The organism is Aeromonas aquatilis (assembly GCF_054052405.1).
Genome location: NZ_JBSTYP010000063.1, coordinates 1 through 13,794, shown reverse-complemented (window position 1 = coordinate 13,794; position 13,794 = coordinate 1). Strand labels below are relative to the sequence as shown.

General features: G+C 60.0%; 16 protein-coding genes and 1 pseudogene. 10 read left to right on the top strand and 7 right to left on the bottom strand.

The window, feature by feature from the left end; all coding sequences use genetic code 11:
* Nucleotides 1–50: 50 nt before the first annotated feature.
* From fbaA to ACW5W8_RS19915, 3 genes are all read left to right on the top strand, one after another.
* Entirely contained in the window at nt 51–1,130 is a 1,080-nt protein-coding gene (gene fbaA, locus ACW5W8_RS19925; protein ID WP_498629824.1) for a class II fructose-bisphosphate aldolase, read from the top strand.
* A 158-nt stretch (nt 1,131–1,288) separates the two neighbouring features.
* Nucleotides 1,289–2,593, top strand: coding sequence for an NAD(P)/FAD-dependent oxidoreductase (locus ACW5W8_RS19920; RefSeq protein ID WP_498629822.1), 1,305 nt, complete (start codon nt 1,289–1,291; stop codon nt 2,591–2,593).
* Between the two features lie 236 nt (nt 2,594–2,829).
* Nucleotides 2,830–3,420 (top strand): hypothetical protein, encoded by a 591-nt coding sequence (locus tag ACW5W8_RS19915; protein ID WP_498629820.1) that lies wholly within the window; start codon nt 2,830–2,832, stop codon nt 3,418–3,420.
* A gap of 56 nt (nt 3,421–3,476) precedes the next feature.
* Here the strand turns inward: ACW5W8_RS19915 and ACW5W8_RS19910 are convergent, their stop codons facing one another.
* The 4 genes from ACW5W8_RS19910 to cutA form a co-directional block, all read right to left on the bottom strand.
* The gene (locus ACW5W8_RS19910; RefSeq protein WP_042080037.1) at nt 3,477–3,890 is read right to left on the bottom strand and encodes a hypothetical protein; all 414 of its coding nucleotides are present in this window, start codon (nt 3,888–3,890) and stop codon (nt 3,477–3,479) included.
* 70 nt (nt 3,891–3,960) lie between these two features.
* On the bottom strand, nt 3,961–4,452 hold the full coding sequence (locus ACW5W8_RS19905) for a GNAT family N-acetyltransferase (protein WP_498629818.1): 492 nt from the start codon (nt 4,450–4,452) through the stop codon (nt 3,961–3,963).
* Entirely contained in the window at nt 4,442–6,241 is a 1,800-nt protein-coding gene (locus tag ACW5W8_RS19900) for a protein-disulfide reductase DsbD (RefSeq protein WP_498629816.1), read from the bottom strand. Before ACW5W8_RS19900 ends, ACW5W8_RS19905 begins: the two co-directional genes overlap by 11 nt.
* Complete coding sequence (gene cutA, locus ACW5W8_RS19895) at nt 6,238–6,555, bottom strand: divalent-cation tolerance protein CutA (RefSeq protein WP_498629814.1); 318 nt, start codon at nt 6,553–6,555, stop codon at nt 6,238–6,240. Before cutA ends, ACW5W8_RS19900 begins: the two co-directional genes overlap by 4 nt.
* A 244-nt stretch (nt 6,556–6,799) precedes the next feature.
* On the opposite strand from cutA, the gene ACW5W8_RS19890 reads away from it, so the two are divergent.
* On the top strand, nt 6,800–7,156 hold the full coding sequence (locus tag ACW5W8_RS19890; RefSeq protein WP_005362699.1) for a hypothetical protein: 357 nt from the start codon (nt 6,800–6,802) through the stop codon (nt 7,154–7,156).
* Nucleotides 7,157–7,317: 161 nt separating this feature from the next.
* Here the strand turns inward: ACW5W8_RS19890 and ACW5W8_RS19885 are convergent, their stop codons facing one another.
* On the bottom strand, nt 7,318–7,764 hold the full coding sequence (locus ACW5W8_RS19885) for a PACE efflux transporter (protein ID WP_498629811.1): 447 nt from the start codon (nt 7,762–7,764) through the stop codon (nt 7,318–7,320).
* A gap of 127 nt (nt 7,765–7,891) precedes the next feature.
* Here ACW5W8_RS19885 and ACW5W8_RS19880 point away from each other — a divergent pair, with 127 nt between their 5' ends.
* The gene (locus tag ACW5W8_RS19880) at nt 7,892–8,773 is read left to right on the top strand and encodes a LysR family transcriptional regulator (RefSeq protein ID WP_498629809.1); all 882 of its coding nucleotides are present in this window, start codon (nt 7,892–7,894) and stop codon (nt 8,771–8,773) included.
* A gap of 6 nt (nt 8,774–8,779) precedes the next feature.
* Here the strand turns inward: ACW5W8_RS19880 and ygfZ are convergent, their stop codons facing one another.
* Nucleotides 8,780–9,688: a tRNA-modifying protein YgfZ gene (gene ygfZ / locus ACW5W8_RS19875; RefSeq protein WP_498629807.1), complete on the bottom strand. Its 909-nt coding sequence runs from the start codon at nt 9,686–9,688 to the stop codon at nt 8,780–8,782.
* 111 nt (nt 9,689–9,799) lie between these two features.
* Here ygfZ and ACW5W8_RS19870 point away from each other — a divergent pair, with 111 nt between their 5' ends.
* Together ACW5W8_RS19870 and ACW5W8_RS19865 are read left to right on the top strand one after the other, a co-directional pair.
* A complete protein-coding gene (locus ACW5W8_RS19870) occupies nt 9,800–10,069 on the top strand; it encodes an FAD assembly factor SdhE (protein WP_498629805.1) in 270 nt (89 codons plus the stop codon).
* The gene (locus tag ACW5W8_RS19865; RefSeq protein ID WP_498629803.1) at nt 10,062–10,481 is read left to right on the top strand and encodes a protein YgfX; all 420 of its coding nucleotides are present in this window, start codon (nt 10,062–10,064) and stop codon (nt 10,479–10,481) included. Before ACW5W8_RS19870 ends, ACW5W8_RS19865 begins: the two co-directional genes overlap by 8 nt.
* Nucleotides 10,482–10,636: 155 nt before the next feature.
* Here the strand turns inward: ACW5W8_RS19865 and nadB are convergent, their stop codons facing one another.
* The gene (nadB, locus tag ACW5W8_RS19860) at nt 10,637–12,244 is read right to left on the bottom strand and encodes an L-aspartate oxidase (RefSeq protein WP_498629801.1); all 1,608 of its coding nucleotides are present in this window, start codon (nt 12,242–12,244) and stop codon (nt 10,637–10,639) included.
* A gap of 182 nt (nt 12,245–12,426) precedes the next feature.
* Between nadB and rpoE the strand changes: the two genes are divergently transcribed.
* From rpoE to ACW5W8_RS19845, 3 genes and pseudogenes are all read left to right on the top strand, one after another.
* The gene (gene rpoE / locus ACW5W8_RS19855) at nt 12,427–13,008 is read left to right on the top strand and encodes an RNA polymerase sigma factor RpoE (RefSeq protein ID WP_042062096.1); all 582 of its coding nucleotides are present in this window, start codon (nt 12,427–12,429) and stop codon (nt 13,006–13,008) included.
* A 22-nt stretch (nt 13,009–13,030) separates the two neighbouring features.
* A complete protein-coding gene (locus ACW5W8_RS19850) occupies nt 13,031–13,633 on the top strand; it encodes a sigma-E factor negative regulatory protein (protein WP_498629799.1) in 603 nt (200 codons plus the stop codon).
* 21 nt (nt 13,634–13,654) lie between these two features.
* A pseudogene (locus ACW5W8_RS19845) lies at nt 13,655–13,794 on the top strand (MucB/RseB C-terminal domain-containing protein); the annotation flags it as partial.

Below are 13,794 nucleotides of genomic sequence, written 5' to 3'. Positions count from 1 at the left end.
GATGAACCCCCCATTTTTTATTAACGGCATACGAGACAGGACGATTAAACATGTCTAAGAAAATTTTCGACTTCGTAAAACCCGGCGTGATCACTGGTGATGACGTTCAGAAAGTGTTCGCCATCGCTAAAGAGAACGGCTTTGCTCTGCCGGCCGTAAACTGCGTTGGTACCGACTCCGTTAACGCCGTACTGGAAGCTGCCGCCAAGGTTAAAGCGCCGGTTATCGTTCAGTTCTCCAACGGTGGTGCCGTGTTCACCGCCGGTAAGGGTCTGAAGCTGGAAGGTCAGAAAGCTGCCATCCTGGGTGCCGTTTCCGGTGCCAAGCATGTTCACGCTGTTGCCGAAGCCTACGGTGTACCGGTAATCCTGCACACCGACCACGCTGCCAAGAAGCTGCTGCCGTGGATCGACGGTCTGTTGGAAGCGGGCGAGAAGCACTTTGCTGAAACCGGCAAGCCGCTGTTCTCCTCCCACATGCTGGATCTGTCCGAAGAGTCTCTGGAAGAGAACATCGACATCTGCTGCGAGTACCTGACCCGCATGGCCAAGATGAACATGACTCTGGAGCTGGAACTGGGTTGCACCGGTGGCGAAGAAGACGGCGTCGACAACAGCCACATGGATCAGTCCGCTCTGTACACCCAGCCGGAAGATGTTGCTTACGCTTACGAGCGTCTGTCCAAGATCAGCCCGCGTTTCACCATCGCTGCCTCCTTCGGCAACGTACACGGTGTATACAAGCCGGGTAACGTCAAGCTGACCCCGTCCATCCTGGACGCTTCCCAGAAGTACGTTTCCGAGAAGTTCGGCATCCCTGCCAAGTCTCTGGACTTCGTATTCCACGGTGGTTCAGGTTCCACTCTGGAAGAGATCCGCGAGTCCATCTCCTACGGCGTAGTGAAGATGAACATCGACACCGACACCCAGTGGGCAACTTGGGAAGGTCTGCTGAACTTCTACAAGAAGAACGAAGCTTACCTGCAAGGCCAGCTGGGTAACCCGGAAGGCGCCGACAAGCCGAACAAGAAGTTCTACGATCCGCGCGTATGGCTGCGTGAAGGCCAGACTTCCATGATCAAGCGTCTGGAACAGGCTTTCTCCGACCTGAACGCCATCGACGTACTGTAATTCGTTACAGCACCTTGATTGCATGAAAAGGCGCCCTTCGGGGCGCCTTTTGCATTTCTGTGATCCGGTGCTGCTGGTTTGCCGTGCTTTAGCTGGGTATTATCGAAACAAGTTTGCTTATTTTATTAAACAATTTGCAACAAGGCAGGATGCTGAACATGCAGGCAGGAAAGCACATCGGATATCAGGAGCACGCGGCCTCCTACTACGCCGCGACCCGCAACGATCCGCAGCAGTGGCCGGAACTCGAGGCCGAGCTGAAAGCGGATGTCTGCATTATCGGCGGCGGTTTTACCGGTCTCAATACCGCCATCAACCTGGCTGATGCAGGCTACAAGGTGGTGTTGCTGGAGGCCAACCGCATCGGCTGGGGCGCCTCCGGGCGTAACGGCGGCCAGCTTATTCGCGGGATCGGCCACGATACCAGCCAGTTCGCCCGCTGGATTGGTGAGGAGGGGGTGCGCGAACTCGACCTGATGGGGCTGGAGGCGGTGCAGCTGGTGCGTGAGCGGGTCGAGCGTTTCAATATCGAGTGCGACCTCACCTGGGGTTACTGCGATCTGGCCACCCGTCAGCGCCATCTGGCCGGCTTTGAGGAAGATTTCGACCATCTGGCGAGTCTGGGCTATGAGCACGAACTCAAGCTGGTCCCGCGCGAAGATATCCATAGCGTGGTGGGGTCGGATCGCTATATCGGCGGCCTCATCGACATGGGCTCCGGCCATCTGCATCCCCTCAATCTGGCGCTCGGCGAGGCGCGCGCCGCCGCCAGCCTCGGGGTTTCCCTGTTTGAACACTCCCGAGTGACCCATATCGATTACGGCAAGCAGGTCGAAGTGACCACCGCCCACGGCCGGGTCACCTCCGATTATCTGGTGATTGGCTGCAACGCCTACCTCAACGACCTCAATCCGGAGCTAGGAGGACGGGTGCTGCCGGCCGGCTCCTACATTCTCGCTACCGAGGTGCTGGATCGCCGCTTGCGCCAGCGCTTGCTGCCGCAAAACATGGCGGTGTGCGATCAGAACGTGGCGCTCGACTACTACCGCCTCTCCGCCGACGGTCGCCTGCTGTTTGGCGGGGCCTGCAACTATTCGGGGCGAGACCCGAAGGATATCAAGGCCTTTATGTTGCCCAAGCTGCTGCGGGTCTTCCCCGAGCTGGCTGGTATCGCCATCGAGTTCCAGTGGGGCGGGATGATCGGGATCGGTGCCAACCGACTGCCGCAGATTGGCCGCTTGAAGGAATACCCAAACGTGCTTTACGCCCAGGCCTATTCGGGTCACGGTCTCAATGCTACCCATATGGCGGGCAAGCTGGTGGCCGAGGCGATCCGCGGCGAAAGTCGGGGTTTCGATCTCTTTGCCAGCGTGCCGCATATCACCTTCCCCGGCGGCCCGGCGTTGCGCTCCCCGCTGCTGGCACTGGGTATGCTGTGGCACCGGATGAAGGATGTCTTCTGACTCCGATTGTCAGCCTGCACAGTGCTGGCTGAACGCAGCTCCCTTACCAGCCCTTGTTTATCGCGGGTTGGCACTATCGTTCCGCCTGATAGACCAAAAGATGCATTCGCGCCAATCTCGTCCGGTTGGCGCTATCTTTTAGGTGTGAGAGCGGTTATCTGCCAAGGGGCAAGGGGTTGTCAGATTGCCGGAATATTTGCCGAGAAAGGGCCGAGGACGGGGAGAGGAGGGCCAAGATGGAGATAAATGTGGTCGCGTCAGGCGGGCTCAGCCCGCTGGCGCAACGGCAGGGTTCTCCCGCCGTACAGGCACAGGAGCGGGCTGTGACCTCACCATCAACGGGCAGTGACAGCCGTATGGTGCGCGACCTTGGCGCTGTGCTGGACGAATTGGGGTTGTCACCGCAAGGGGAGAGCCGCGGCGGGGGCACTGTTTCAATCAGGGATTCGCTGGAAGCGTTCATCAACACCATGATGGGCTCCCTGCAACAGCAGCAGGAGCAACAGCTGGCATTGCAGCAACAACAGCGGCAAGAGCAGGAACAGCGCAAACTCGCCATCGCCGACAGCAGCGAAAATCCGCTCAAGCGGGACCTGGAGCGCCTGCTGGAGACGCTGGATCAGCAGGGCGGACAGGACAAAGAGAGCGAGCAAGGAGCCGAGCGTGAAGCGGTCAACCCCTTGCAGAGCCAGCTGACCAAGCTGCTGGAGAGCAGCGGTGCGGCAGAGAGCGGGGTCACCCTCAAGGAGGTGCTGTCAGGGTTGGCCAGCAAGCTGCCGAACGAACCTGCAGAGCGAAAAGGGTATCGGGTTGATACCCAGGTTTGAGCTGGTTGGCAACGGCAGTCCCGCCGTTGCAGAGACATGAGGGGGCTTGTTGCCCTTTATTGCGCCGGTTCCGCCAGCCGCCACCCCTGTTCGTCCTTCATCATCCACACCTCTGCCTCTTGTGGCAGCACCTGGCCCGCCTCGAACTCGCCATATTTGCGCTCGAGCTCCATCAGCCCCATCTCCTGCTGGAAGGGGCCAACCCGGTCGTAGACCAGATCCTCGTCGTGCAACACCTGCAACTGATCGAGCCCCTGCTTGAAGTGGAGCTGGTAACTCACCTTGACCAGATAGACCCCCTCCATCCGCTCCTCCTTGCCGAGGATGGTGAAGTCGCTGATATCGAACAGGTTGGCGTCTGTCTCGGCCAGTAGTTTGGCGGTGACCTGCTGGCGGATATCCTCTTCCCCGGGCCCTGCACTGCAGCCATAAAGCCAGAGGGCTAGCAGGGGGATGAACCACTTTTTCATCAAAACTCCGGACAAGTACAAAACGAGAGGTGCGATTGTGCCACGCGAATCGGCGGTGGCAAACCTCGGCTCACGGTTCCAGTGAACGTTCCAGCACGATGGCCTCGGCCCGATAGCCGGGCACCTCGCGGCGATAGCACTCGGTGAACCTTCTGCGCCGCCAAAAAGCGAGGGCGGATTCATTGCTGGCAATCACCGACAGGCGAAGCCGGGTGGCTCCCCACGAGCGCGCCAGCGTGCGGGCGTGAAGATAGAGTGCCTGACCCCGGCCAGCCCCTTGCCAGGGTTCACCCACCAGTAACAGACCCAGATAGGCGGTGTCTGGATTGGGGTAGCCGCGCAGCAGATCAATGACAGCGGTGAGTTCTCCCTGCTCCCAGCGGCCGATGAGATGTTTGTCGGAGAGAGGCAGGCCGGATGGGCAGGCTACCAGCTCCTCTTCTCCTGCCTGTGCAGAGAGAGGGTCATTGCTTACCGCCGCCTGATAGGAGGGGGCCTGCTCGAACAGCCGCTGCAAGGCAGGTGCATCGCTTGTCTGCAGCCGACGCAACTCAGCGTGCATCACTTACCATCTCGAGATGTTTGGCAAAGGGGATAGGCCCCATAAAGCCGGTGACCCGCTGGCCTGTCAGCTCCTTGCCCCCGCGGTCGAAGAAGATGAGGGTCGGCAGTCCCAGCACACTGAGGGTGTTGAGCAGCTCGACATCGGCATCGTCGTTGGCGGTGACATCTGCCTGCAGCAGCACCATCTGGCCGAAACGCTCGCGCACTGCCGGGTCGCTGAAGGTCTTGTGTTCGAACTCCTTGCAGGCGACGCACCAGTCGGCGTAGAGGTCGAGCAGTACCGGCTTGCCGCGGGCGGCAGCCAGCTGCACCTTGAGATCAGCCAGGGTCTTGATGCGGATAAACTGCGGGGCGTTCTGGTTGGCATTCGCCGTGATGGCGGCAGGGGCGGCCGGTTGCAGCAGATCTTTACCTACCACAACGGCACTGATCATCGCCAGCAACAGCACGAAGCCGCGCACGCTTTTGGTCACCGAGTGGGGTTGGTGCTGGTTGTGGTGATAGAGATAGCCGCACAGCAGCAGCCCCCAGCCGAGCCAGGCGAGGGTAGTAACTTGATCGCTCCAGAGCCGTGACAGCAGCAGGATCGGCACTGCCAGCAGGGCAAAACCAAACAGCTGCTTGATCACATCCATCCAGGCGCCCGCCTTGGGCAGCAGCTTGCCACCCGAGGTGCCGAGCAGCAGCAGCGGCAGCCCCATCCCGAGCGAGAGCGCATAGAGCGCCGCCCCGCCGAGCCAGAGATCGCCGCTCTGGGCCACGTAGATCAGCGCCCCCGAGAGCGGCGCCGTGGTGCAGGGGGAGCAGACCAGCCCGGAGATCATCCCCATGATGGCGACCCCGACTACCGAGCCACCCTGCTGGCGGTTGGAGAGGCCGGAGAGTCGGGTTTGCAAACTGCTCGGCAGTTGCAGGGTGTAGAGCCCGAACATGGAGAGGGCCAGCAGTACGAACATCAGCGAGAGGCCGATCAGCACATAGGGGTGTTGCAGTGCGGCCTGGAATTTCAGACCCGCCGAGGCCACTACCAGCCCCAGCAGGGTGTAGGTTACCGCCATCCCCTGCACATAGACCAGAGAGAGCAGGAAGGCGCGGCCGGTGGAGAGGCGATGGCCGGCACCGGCGATGATGCCGGTCAGAATGGGGTACATGGGGAAGACGCAAGGGGTAAAGGCGAGCCCCAGCCCCAGCGCGAAGAAGGCGGCGACACTGAGCCAGAAGCCCTGGCTGCCGAGGGCGGCGGCCAGCTGATCTTGCTGGCTAACCGGTGCGACGCTTTGTGCCGTTTCAGCAGTGGATGCTGCGGTTGCCGTGACCAGCGGTGCTACATCGATCAGCTTGTCGGTCGGCGGATAGCAGAGGCCGTCGGTACAGCCCTGATAGCGCACCCGCAGGGTGGCTCCGTCGCCTACCTCTTTCAGCGGCACCGCGATGCTCACCTGCTGGTAGTAGACCCGGGTCTTGCCGAAGAAGTCATCCTCATGCTCGGTGCCTTCCGGCAGGGGCGGCTCGCTGAAGGTGAGGTTGTTCCCCTTGAAACGCAGGCTGTGGCGATAGAGGTAGTAATCGTCGGCGATGTGAAGGGTCAGCAGCAGCTGATCGCCACGCTGTTCGCTCTCGATCTGAAAGGCCTCATCGACCTGCAAAAATTTGGGTTTGGCGTTGGCCTCAATGCCCAGCGAGCTGAGCAGATCGGCGCCGCTGGCGTGGGCAGGGGAGCTGCCCACCGCTGTCATCAACAGGGCACAGAGCAGCAGCAGGGGAGAGAGCAAGCGGGTGAGCGTCATGAAGTCTCCCCATTCAGCCAGTCGAGATAGGCAGGTAGTCCGGCACTCACCGGCAAGGCCAGCAGCTCGGGCACCTCATAGGGGTGATGGGCTTGAATGCATGCCTGCAGCTCGGCAAAGAGTTGCTGGCGGGATTTGATGATGAGCTGGATCTCGGTGGCGCGCTCCACCTTGCCTTGCCAGCGATAGACGGAGGTGACGCCCGGCAGTTGATTGATGCAGGCGGCCAACCGCTGGTTCAGCAGCTGTTCGCAGAGAAGGTCGGCACTGGTTTGATCTGGGCAGGTGCAGAGCACCACAATGGCGTCGGTCATAAAGCGGATCTTCACCTCGTTGGGGTAAACCGGGCAGGCGCCCTTGCCGTCTCATCCCTATCCGCGGATGAAGGTGAAAAAAGCGCCTGAAAATCAGCGGCTACTATACCCCAGAGCCGCTTCAAATAGCATCTGTAGCCATTTGTGAGCCAGCGCCAAAAATTTGTGGGGGGCATGAGATAGACGCTGTCATGGGGACAGGGCAGAATGAGCGGGCTTGTTCCCAATTGACGTAAGGAAATGTATGACCCAACAGAATGAGCAGCAGAGAAACCGCATGTTGAGCCTGCTGCGCGAAGGTGAGCGCCGCATGTTGGTTCAATTGGCCGGGCTGCTGCGCACGACCGCCGATGAAATCAATGCCGAGCTGGAGAAAGAGGAGCTGATGGCCACCCTGGAGCAGCCCATCACGGTGGAGTATCTCAACGGCGTGGTGCAGCACCATCTGTTCGAGCGCAAACACAAGGGAGATATGGCGGTTGCCCAGCAGATCCTGAGCGATTATCAGAGCGAGCTGGAAGCGCTGCAAGCCGCTCAGGCCCAGCCTGAAGAGGCTGCCGCTGCCGACGAGAGCGGCGAAGAGCTCAAGGCCCAGGCTTGAGCGACGGGCAGGCCTGAATCCTTACTTCTGAATCAGCCGGCCTGCCAGCGCTGATCCCTCTTGCGGCCCCATCATGTCTGCCATGGTGGGGCCGTGTCGTTTTTTTGTTGCCTTCCTTTGTTGCCCTTCACTTCCCGTTTTAAATCCAACGGATTCGTGCCTTAGCGCGCCTCTTGTGGCATGCCGTGCGGCACTTCGCGGGGGATGGGGAAGATCTTGTCATAGCTCAGGTTGTAGACGAAGGCATAAATCAGATAGAAGATCGCAAAGCCGAGATCCAGGAAGAAAGCCTCCAGCAGTGTAATGCCAAGCCACAAAGACATGATTGGCATGGCGGCCAGCAATAACCCTCCCTCGAAACCAATCGCATGGATCACCCGTTGCCACATGCTCTTGTGGGTATGGCCCTGAAACTTCAGCAGCAGCTTGTCGACGCCGACGTTGTAGACGTAGTTCCAGGCGGTAGCCAGCAGCGAGAAGAAGATGGCCAGCGGTCCCATGTGGCTGAGATGAATGCCGGTCGCCCAGCTGGCCAACGGGGCGGCGATAAACAGGCCGATCAATTCAAAGCCGATAGCATGGCGCAGTCGATCGTTACGGGTACGCATAGGTCACTCTCTCAATCAGGTTCATTCACGAATTGCCGATTAATCTATAGAACTTTCTCGATAGATTCATGTTGGTATCCATCGCTAAAATAGATAGATGACAAGGGGCTTGTTGGAGGGCCATAGGATGACGCCATCACTGGAACAACTGAGGATCTTGCTGGCGGCCGCCGAAACCGGCTCTTTTTCCGCCGCCGCCCGCAAGCTGGGCAAGGCGCAGTCGGTGGTGAGCAGCGCCATCGCCAATCTGGAGATCGATCTGGCGCTCACCCTGTTTGACCGCAGCGGCCGCTATCCGCAGTTGACTGAGGCGGGGGCCCGCATGGTGCAGGAGGCGGGGATCCTGCTGGCGCAGAGTGAACGGTTGCAATCCATTGCCGGAGAGCTGGCGGCAGGTGTGGAGACGCGCCTCACCCTGGCCATCGATGATGACTCCCACCTTCCCTGGCTCGGCACCCTGCTGGAGGAGTTTGCCACTCGCTATCCGACCGTTGAGCTGGAGCTGCTCTTCCCGTTGATGGAGGATGTGACCGAGATGCTGGTGACAGGCCGGGCCCAGCTCGGCATCAGCTACCAGAAGGTGCATCCCCAGCGGGAGATCGTCGCCCGTTCGCTGGGGGAGGTGACCATGCCGCTGGTGGTGTCACCGGATCATCCGCTGGCCCGCAAGCAGCCGCTGCGCGAGGTCGATCTGCAGGGGGCACGCCAGCTGATGGTCACCGGACGACGGGAAGGGAGCGAGCGCCAGCGTTTTCGCATTTCGGCTCAGGTGTGGTGGGTCGAGGGGGATCTCGGGGTGCTGGAGATGGTCAAGCGGGGCCTTGGCTGGTCCGCAATCCCTGAATTTCTGCTGCATCAGCCGCTTAAACGGGGCGAAGTGGTGGTGCTGGAGCCGGATTTTATCGCCAGCCACGCGCTGGCGCTGGAGCTGCAGTGGCATCGCGCCCGCCCGCTGGGGCAGGCGGGGCACTGGCTGAAGGAGGCACTGCTGGCGCGGGTGCCTCGCTAGCTGACCTTACTCGGTCAGGGCGTAAGGCAGGGGGTGTAGGATGAGGCGGGAGCCTTCGTCCTGCTTGAGGCGGAATTGAGCGTCAGCCTCGGTATCTTTCGGCAGTACGGCGGTGAGCCACACCTGCCCGGCCTGTTGCCAGGCGTTGAGCACCATGCCGCTGCGACGCCAGTTGTCACCAAGCTGGATCTCCAGGGTGTCGCCCGCATTGACCGGCTCATTGGCGCTGCCCGCCAGCAAGAACAGGGCGCGGTTGTTGGCGCCACGATACTTGGCGCGGGCCACCGTCTCTTGCCCCATGTAGCAACCCTTGTTGAAGCAGATGCCATCCAGCGCCTGCAGGTTGAGCATCTGCGGGATGAACTCCCCCTGATGCACTGCTTCCATGTGCGGCAGACCCGCCTTGATCTCGAGCCCCCACCAGAGTGACTCATCTCCTTTTGGCAGGGTGTCGGCTTGCTGATTGCTTACCAGCAGCCAGCGATCCTGTTCGATCTTCACCGCCATGCCGCCAGCGATAAGGCCGCTCTGCTCCAGACCAAACTGCGCGGCGATCCACGCATCTGTGCCCTTGCCAGCCAGGCCGGTTGCATGGCGCTCGTCGGCGGCAATCTCCACCTTGGAGAAGACGGCAAATTTCTTCAGCTCCGGCAGCTGACGTTCCAGCACTGAAGGGCTGGTCAGCATCAGCAGGCTCTCTTCAAGGCAGAGCAGGCGAAAATCGCTCCACAGCTTGCCCTTGGGATCACAGTGACCACCCGGCGTGCTCTGCCCCGGTTGCAGGGCGTTGACGTCGCAGGTGACCTGACCTTGCAGATATTTGACGCGATCCTGACCACTCAGTCGGGTGATGGCTATCTTGGTCAGGGCGAAGCGGGTCGGCTCGGCAGGAAAAACAGGGGGTTGCAGGCTCACGATGGTATTCCAGAGAGAAAGTATGTGACCTGCATGGTAAAGACGTAACTAATGTTTGTCAGCCGGAAAATCCAGCTGGTACCATCCCCGGGTCTTTGTAAGGAGAGTTCCATGTTGAGCCCAGTTGAAAAATCCCGACTGAAGTGGGCCTGCCGCCGTGGCATGCTCGAGCTGGATGTTGTTTTTATGCCCTTTTTCGAACACGAGTTCGACTCCCTGAGCGAAGCCGATCAGCAGACCTTTATCCGCCTGCTGGCGAGCGATGATCCGGACCTGTTCCGCTGGACCATGGGTCACGCAGTGCCGGCCGATCCCGCCTTCAGCGCCATGATCAAGATGATCCTGGCGCGCAATCAGGCCCGTCACGACCGTCATGCCTGATGCCGTGGAGCGGGTGATCATAACGGTTCACCCCTCCCGCCATCAGCAATGTTTGCTGGTGGCCCTCTTTCTGTTGCTGCTCTGGCCGGTGGCAGGTCTGATTGCCGGTTGGCAGTGGGCGCTGTTGCTGCCCGTCTGGCTGGTGGCGCTCCGGTTGAGCTGGCGCACCCTCGCCGAGCCCCCGTTCGAGCTTGTCTGGGATGGTCAGTGGTTGCAGTGGCAAGGTCGTCGCTATCAGCTTGACAAGAAAAGCCGCATTCTGCCCGGTGTGCTCAGGCTGGCGCTTTGCCCCGAGCCGCAAGAGAGTGGAGCTGTGTCGCCACGGCTCCTGTGGCTCTTCTCCGACGCCCTTCCCCCCGAACATTACCGCCTGCTGGCGCGAGCCATCCACTTTCTGCCGTCCCGGCGCTGACACCTGTTTCCAGTGATGACCGCTTGCTGATGTATCGTGGTGAGTGACGGTCATGTGGCTGGCGGCACTCTTTTTGTGGCTGAAAAGCGGTTGAAAACAAGTGACCCCGCCGAGGCAGGGTCACTGATTGCTGCAATGCTTCGCAGGAAGGGGAATTAATCCCGCTCCGGAGTTAGCACGGTCGGTTTGGAGTCCGGCAGCATATCCGGATGATCCAGGTTGTAGTGCAGGCCGCGGGACTCCTTGCGCTGCAGGGCGCAGTTGACGATAAGCTCAGCCACCTGCAACAGGTTGCGCAGCTCCAGCAAGTTGTTGGAGACGCGGAAGTTGGCGTAGTACTCCTGTACCTCCTGCTTGAGCAGGTCGATGCGGCGTTTGGCACGGGCGAGGCGTTTGTTGGTACGCACTATCCCCACGTAGTCCCACATCATCAGCCGCAGCTCGTGCCAGTTGTGCTGGATCACCACCAGTTCGTCAGAATCTTCCACCTTGCTCTCGTCCCACGCCGGCAGGCGCGGTGGCTCCACGCTCATCGGCAGCTTGGCCAGGATATCGGCCCCCGCCTGATGGGCATAGACCACGCATTCCAGCAGGGAGTTGGAGGCCATGCGATTGGCTCCGTGCAGACCGGTATAGGTCACTTCGCCGATGGCGTAGAGGCCGGGGATATCGGTCTGGCCGTTGTTGTCGATCATCACGCCGCCACAGGTGTAGTGGGCGGCCGGCACGATGGGCATCGGCTCCTTGGTGATGTCGATGCCGACCGCGAGGCAACGCTCGTAGATGGTAGGGAAGTGCTTGATGATGAAATCGGCCGGCTTGTGGCTGATGTCCAGATACATGCAATCCGCCCCGAGCCGTTTCATCTCGTGGTCGATGGCGCGGGCGACGATATCCCGTGGCGCCAGCTCGGCCCGCTCGTCAAACTCCGGCATAAACCGGCTGCCGTCGGGGCGGCGCAGATAGGCCCCCTCGCCACGCAGCGCTTCGGTTAACAGGAAGTTGGGATCATCCGGGTGGAACAGGCTGGTGGGGTGGAACTGGTTGAACTCCAGGTTCGCCACCCGGCAACCGGCCCGCCATGCCATGGCGATGCCATCGCCAGAGCTCACATCCGGGTTGGAGGTGTACTGGTAGACCTTGGAGGCGCCACCGGTCGCCAGCGCCACGAAACGGGCGCGGATCACCTCGACCTGCTCGGCGTTGCGGTTCCAGACGTAGGCACCCAGCACCTTGTTGCCCGGCAGATTGAGCTTGCGGGTGGTGATGAGGTCGACCGCGTTGAAGCGCTCCATCAGCTGGATATTGGGGTGAGCGCGCACCTGATCGATCAGGGTGAGCTGCACCGCCTTGCCGGTGGCATCCGCCGCGTGGAAGATGCGGCGATGGCTGTGGCCCCCTTCCCGGGTGAGGTGGTACTGGGATTCACCGTCGGCGTTCTCCTCCTGATCGAAGGGGACCCCTTGCTGAATGAGCCACTGGATGGACTCGCGGGCGTGGCGAGCGGTGAACTCCACCACCGCCGGGTCACATAACCCGGCACCCGCGTTGAGCGTGTCGCTCACGTGAGATTCGATGCTGTCGGTTTCGTCGAAAACGGCAGCGATGCCTCCTTGCGCATAGAGAGTGGCCCCTTCACTGATGGGCCCCTTGCTCAGAACCAGGACTTTGGCCTGGTCTGCCAATCGCAACGCGAGGGACAAACCAGCGGCACCGCTGCCAATGATCAGTACATCGCAAAGGTATTCAACACTTGCTTTCATAAGTATCATTGGCCTGGATTAAGAACTGGCACCATGGTAGCCCAAGCGAGGGCGAGGATGCAGCCTGCATCACATTTTTTTCAATTGAAGCGAACTTTCTCTGATTCTCCCTGTCTGAACTTGTGCGCTTAGGAAGGGCCGGAAAAGAAGAACGATAACCTGATGGGGGTTTTACGGCTCTGATGAGCGACCAGAATCTACTGGACGAACAGCTGGTTGAACGGGTCCAGCGCGGCGATAAAGCAGCTTTCAACCTGTTGGTAAAAAAATACCAGCAAAAGGTGGTCAACCTGGTTGCCAGGTATGTCAACAATCCCGGTGATGTGCCCGATGTGGCGCAAGAGGCCTTCATAAAAGCCTACCGTGCATTGCCGACATTCCGTGGCGAAAGTGCTTTTTATACCTGGTTGTACCGAATTGCCGTGAACACGGCGAAGAATTATCTGACCTCCCAGGGGCGCAGGCCGCCCAGCAGTGATGTGGAGGCTGACGAAGCGGAGTCTTATGGTGGTGGTGAAGCCTTGCAAGAGGTCTCAACACCGGAAAACCTGGCGCTGACTGACGAGATCAAGCGCACCGTGTTTTCAGCCATAGAGGCATTGCCGGAAGACCTGAGGACAGCTATCACCCTTCGCGAACTGGAAGGGTTGAGCTACGAAGAGATTGCCGAAATCATGGATTGCCCTGTGGGTACGGTCAGATCCCGTATCTTCCGGGCGAGGGAAGCAATCGATAAAAAGCTGCAACCTCTGATCGAGAATTAACTGGGGAAAAACGGGTTAACTTATGGCAAATAAAGAGCAAATCTCTGCCCTGATGGATGGTGACCTGAGTGACGCAGAGGTACTGAACGAGCTGGGGATGGACTCCGACTTGCAAGATACCTGGGGTCGTTACCACCTGATCGGCGATGCCATGCGGGGTGACCTGCCGGTCAATCTGCAACTGGATCTCAGTGACAGCATCATGGCTGCGCTGGAGGATGAGCCCACCATACTGGCACCCAAGCCGGTCGAGACGGCTCCCGTGCTGCAACCTGCCGTTGCACCGGTCAAGACAGATTCTAATGTGGTTCTGTTGTTCCGCCGTGTCGGTCAGCAACTGGGTCAATATGCCATTGCGGCATCTGTGGCCGCTGCCGTTATCTTCGGGGTGCAGCAGTATCAGGGACAGGATGGCGTTCCGGCCAATCCGGTGCTCAATACCATTCCAATCGGTGGCAGTGCGGCGCCGGTGAGTGTTCACTATCCGCAACAGGATGGCGCCCGTGCCCGTCAGCAAGGGCTGACCGAACAGCAGATGCAGGAACAGCGGGAGCGGATTAACGCCTTCCTGCGTGACCACCAGTTGCAACAGCGCCTGTTGCAAGACAGACAGATCCAACAATAACGAATTGTCAGGGATACAAACGTGCGCCAGTCCAGCCGTATTTTGCTGGCCTCTCTCCTGCTGATTAGTGCCAAGGCCTCGGCCGACGATAACTAGGGCGAGGCCTTGTTGCAGCCGATGCCGAGTGGCGTGCAACAACAGAAATTCGAGTTGTCCAAGGT

Bases quoted from the DNA above. Each gene is read 5' to 3' on its own strand.
- ACW5W8_RS19870 (WP_498629805.1), top strand. From the start codon at position 9,800: ATGTTGAGCCCAGTTGAAAAATCCCGACTGAAGTGGGCCTGCCGCCGT.
- ACW5W8_RS19910 (WP_042080037.1), bottom strand. From the start codon at position 3,890: ATGAAAAAGTGGTTCATCCCCCTGCTAGCCCTCTGGCTTTATGGCTGC.
- rpoE (WP_042062096.1), top strand. From the start codon at position 12,427: ATGAGCGACCAGAATCTACTGGACGAACAGCTGGTTGAACGGGTCCAG.
- ACW5W8_RS19850 (WP_498629799.1), top strand. From the start codon at position 13,031: ATGGCAAATAAAGAGCAAATCTCTGCCCTGATGGATGGTGACCTGAGT.
- ACW5W8_RS19885 (WP_498629811.1), bottom strand. From the start codon at position 7,764: ATGCGTACCCGTAACGATCGACTGCGCCATGCTATCGGCTTTGAATTG.
- nadB (WP_498629801.1), bottom strand. From the start codon at position 12,244: ATGAAAGCAAGTGTTGAATACCTTTGCGATGTACTGATCATTGGCAGC.
- ACW5W8_RS19920 (WP_498629822.1), top strand. From the start codon at position 1,289: ATGCAGGCAGGAAAGCACATCGGATATCAGGAGCACGCGGCCTCCTAC.
- fbaA (WP_498629824.1), top strand. From the start codon at position 51: ATGTCTAAGAAAATTTTCGACTTCGTAAAACCCGGCGTGATCACTGGT.
- ACW5W8_RS19915 (WP_498629820.1), top strand. From the start codon at position 2,830: ATGGAGATAAATGTGGTCGCGTCAGGCGGGCTCAGCCCGCTGGCGCAA.
- ACW5W8_RS19880 (WP_498629809.1), top strand. From the start codon at position 7,892: ATGACGCCATCACTGGAACAACTGAGGATCTTGCTGGCGGCCGCCGAA.
- ACW5W8_RS19900 (WP_498629816.1), bottom strand. From the start codon at position 6,241: ATGACGCTCACCCGCTTGCTCTCTCCCCTGCTGCTGCTCTGTGCCCTG.
- ACW5W8_RS19890 (WP_005362699.1), top strand. From the start codon at position 6,800: ATGACCCAACAGAATGAGCAGCAGAGAAACCGCATGTTGAGCCTGCTG.
- cutA (WP_498629814.1), bottom strand. From the start codon at position 6,555: ATGACCGACGCCATTGTGGTGCTCTGCACCTGCCCAGATCAAACCAGT.
- ACW5W8_RS19865 (WP_498629803.1), top strand. From the start codon at position 10,062: ATGCCTGATGCCGTGGAGCGGGTGATCATAACGGTTCACCCCTCCCGC.
- ACW5W8_RS19905 (WP_498629818.1), bottom strand. From the start codon at position 4,452: ATGCACGCTGAGTTGCGTCGGCTGCAGACAAGCGATGCACCTGCCTTG.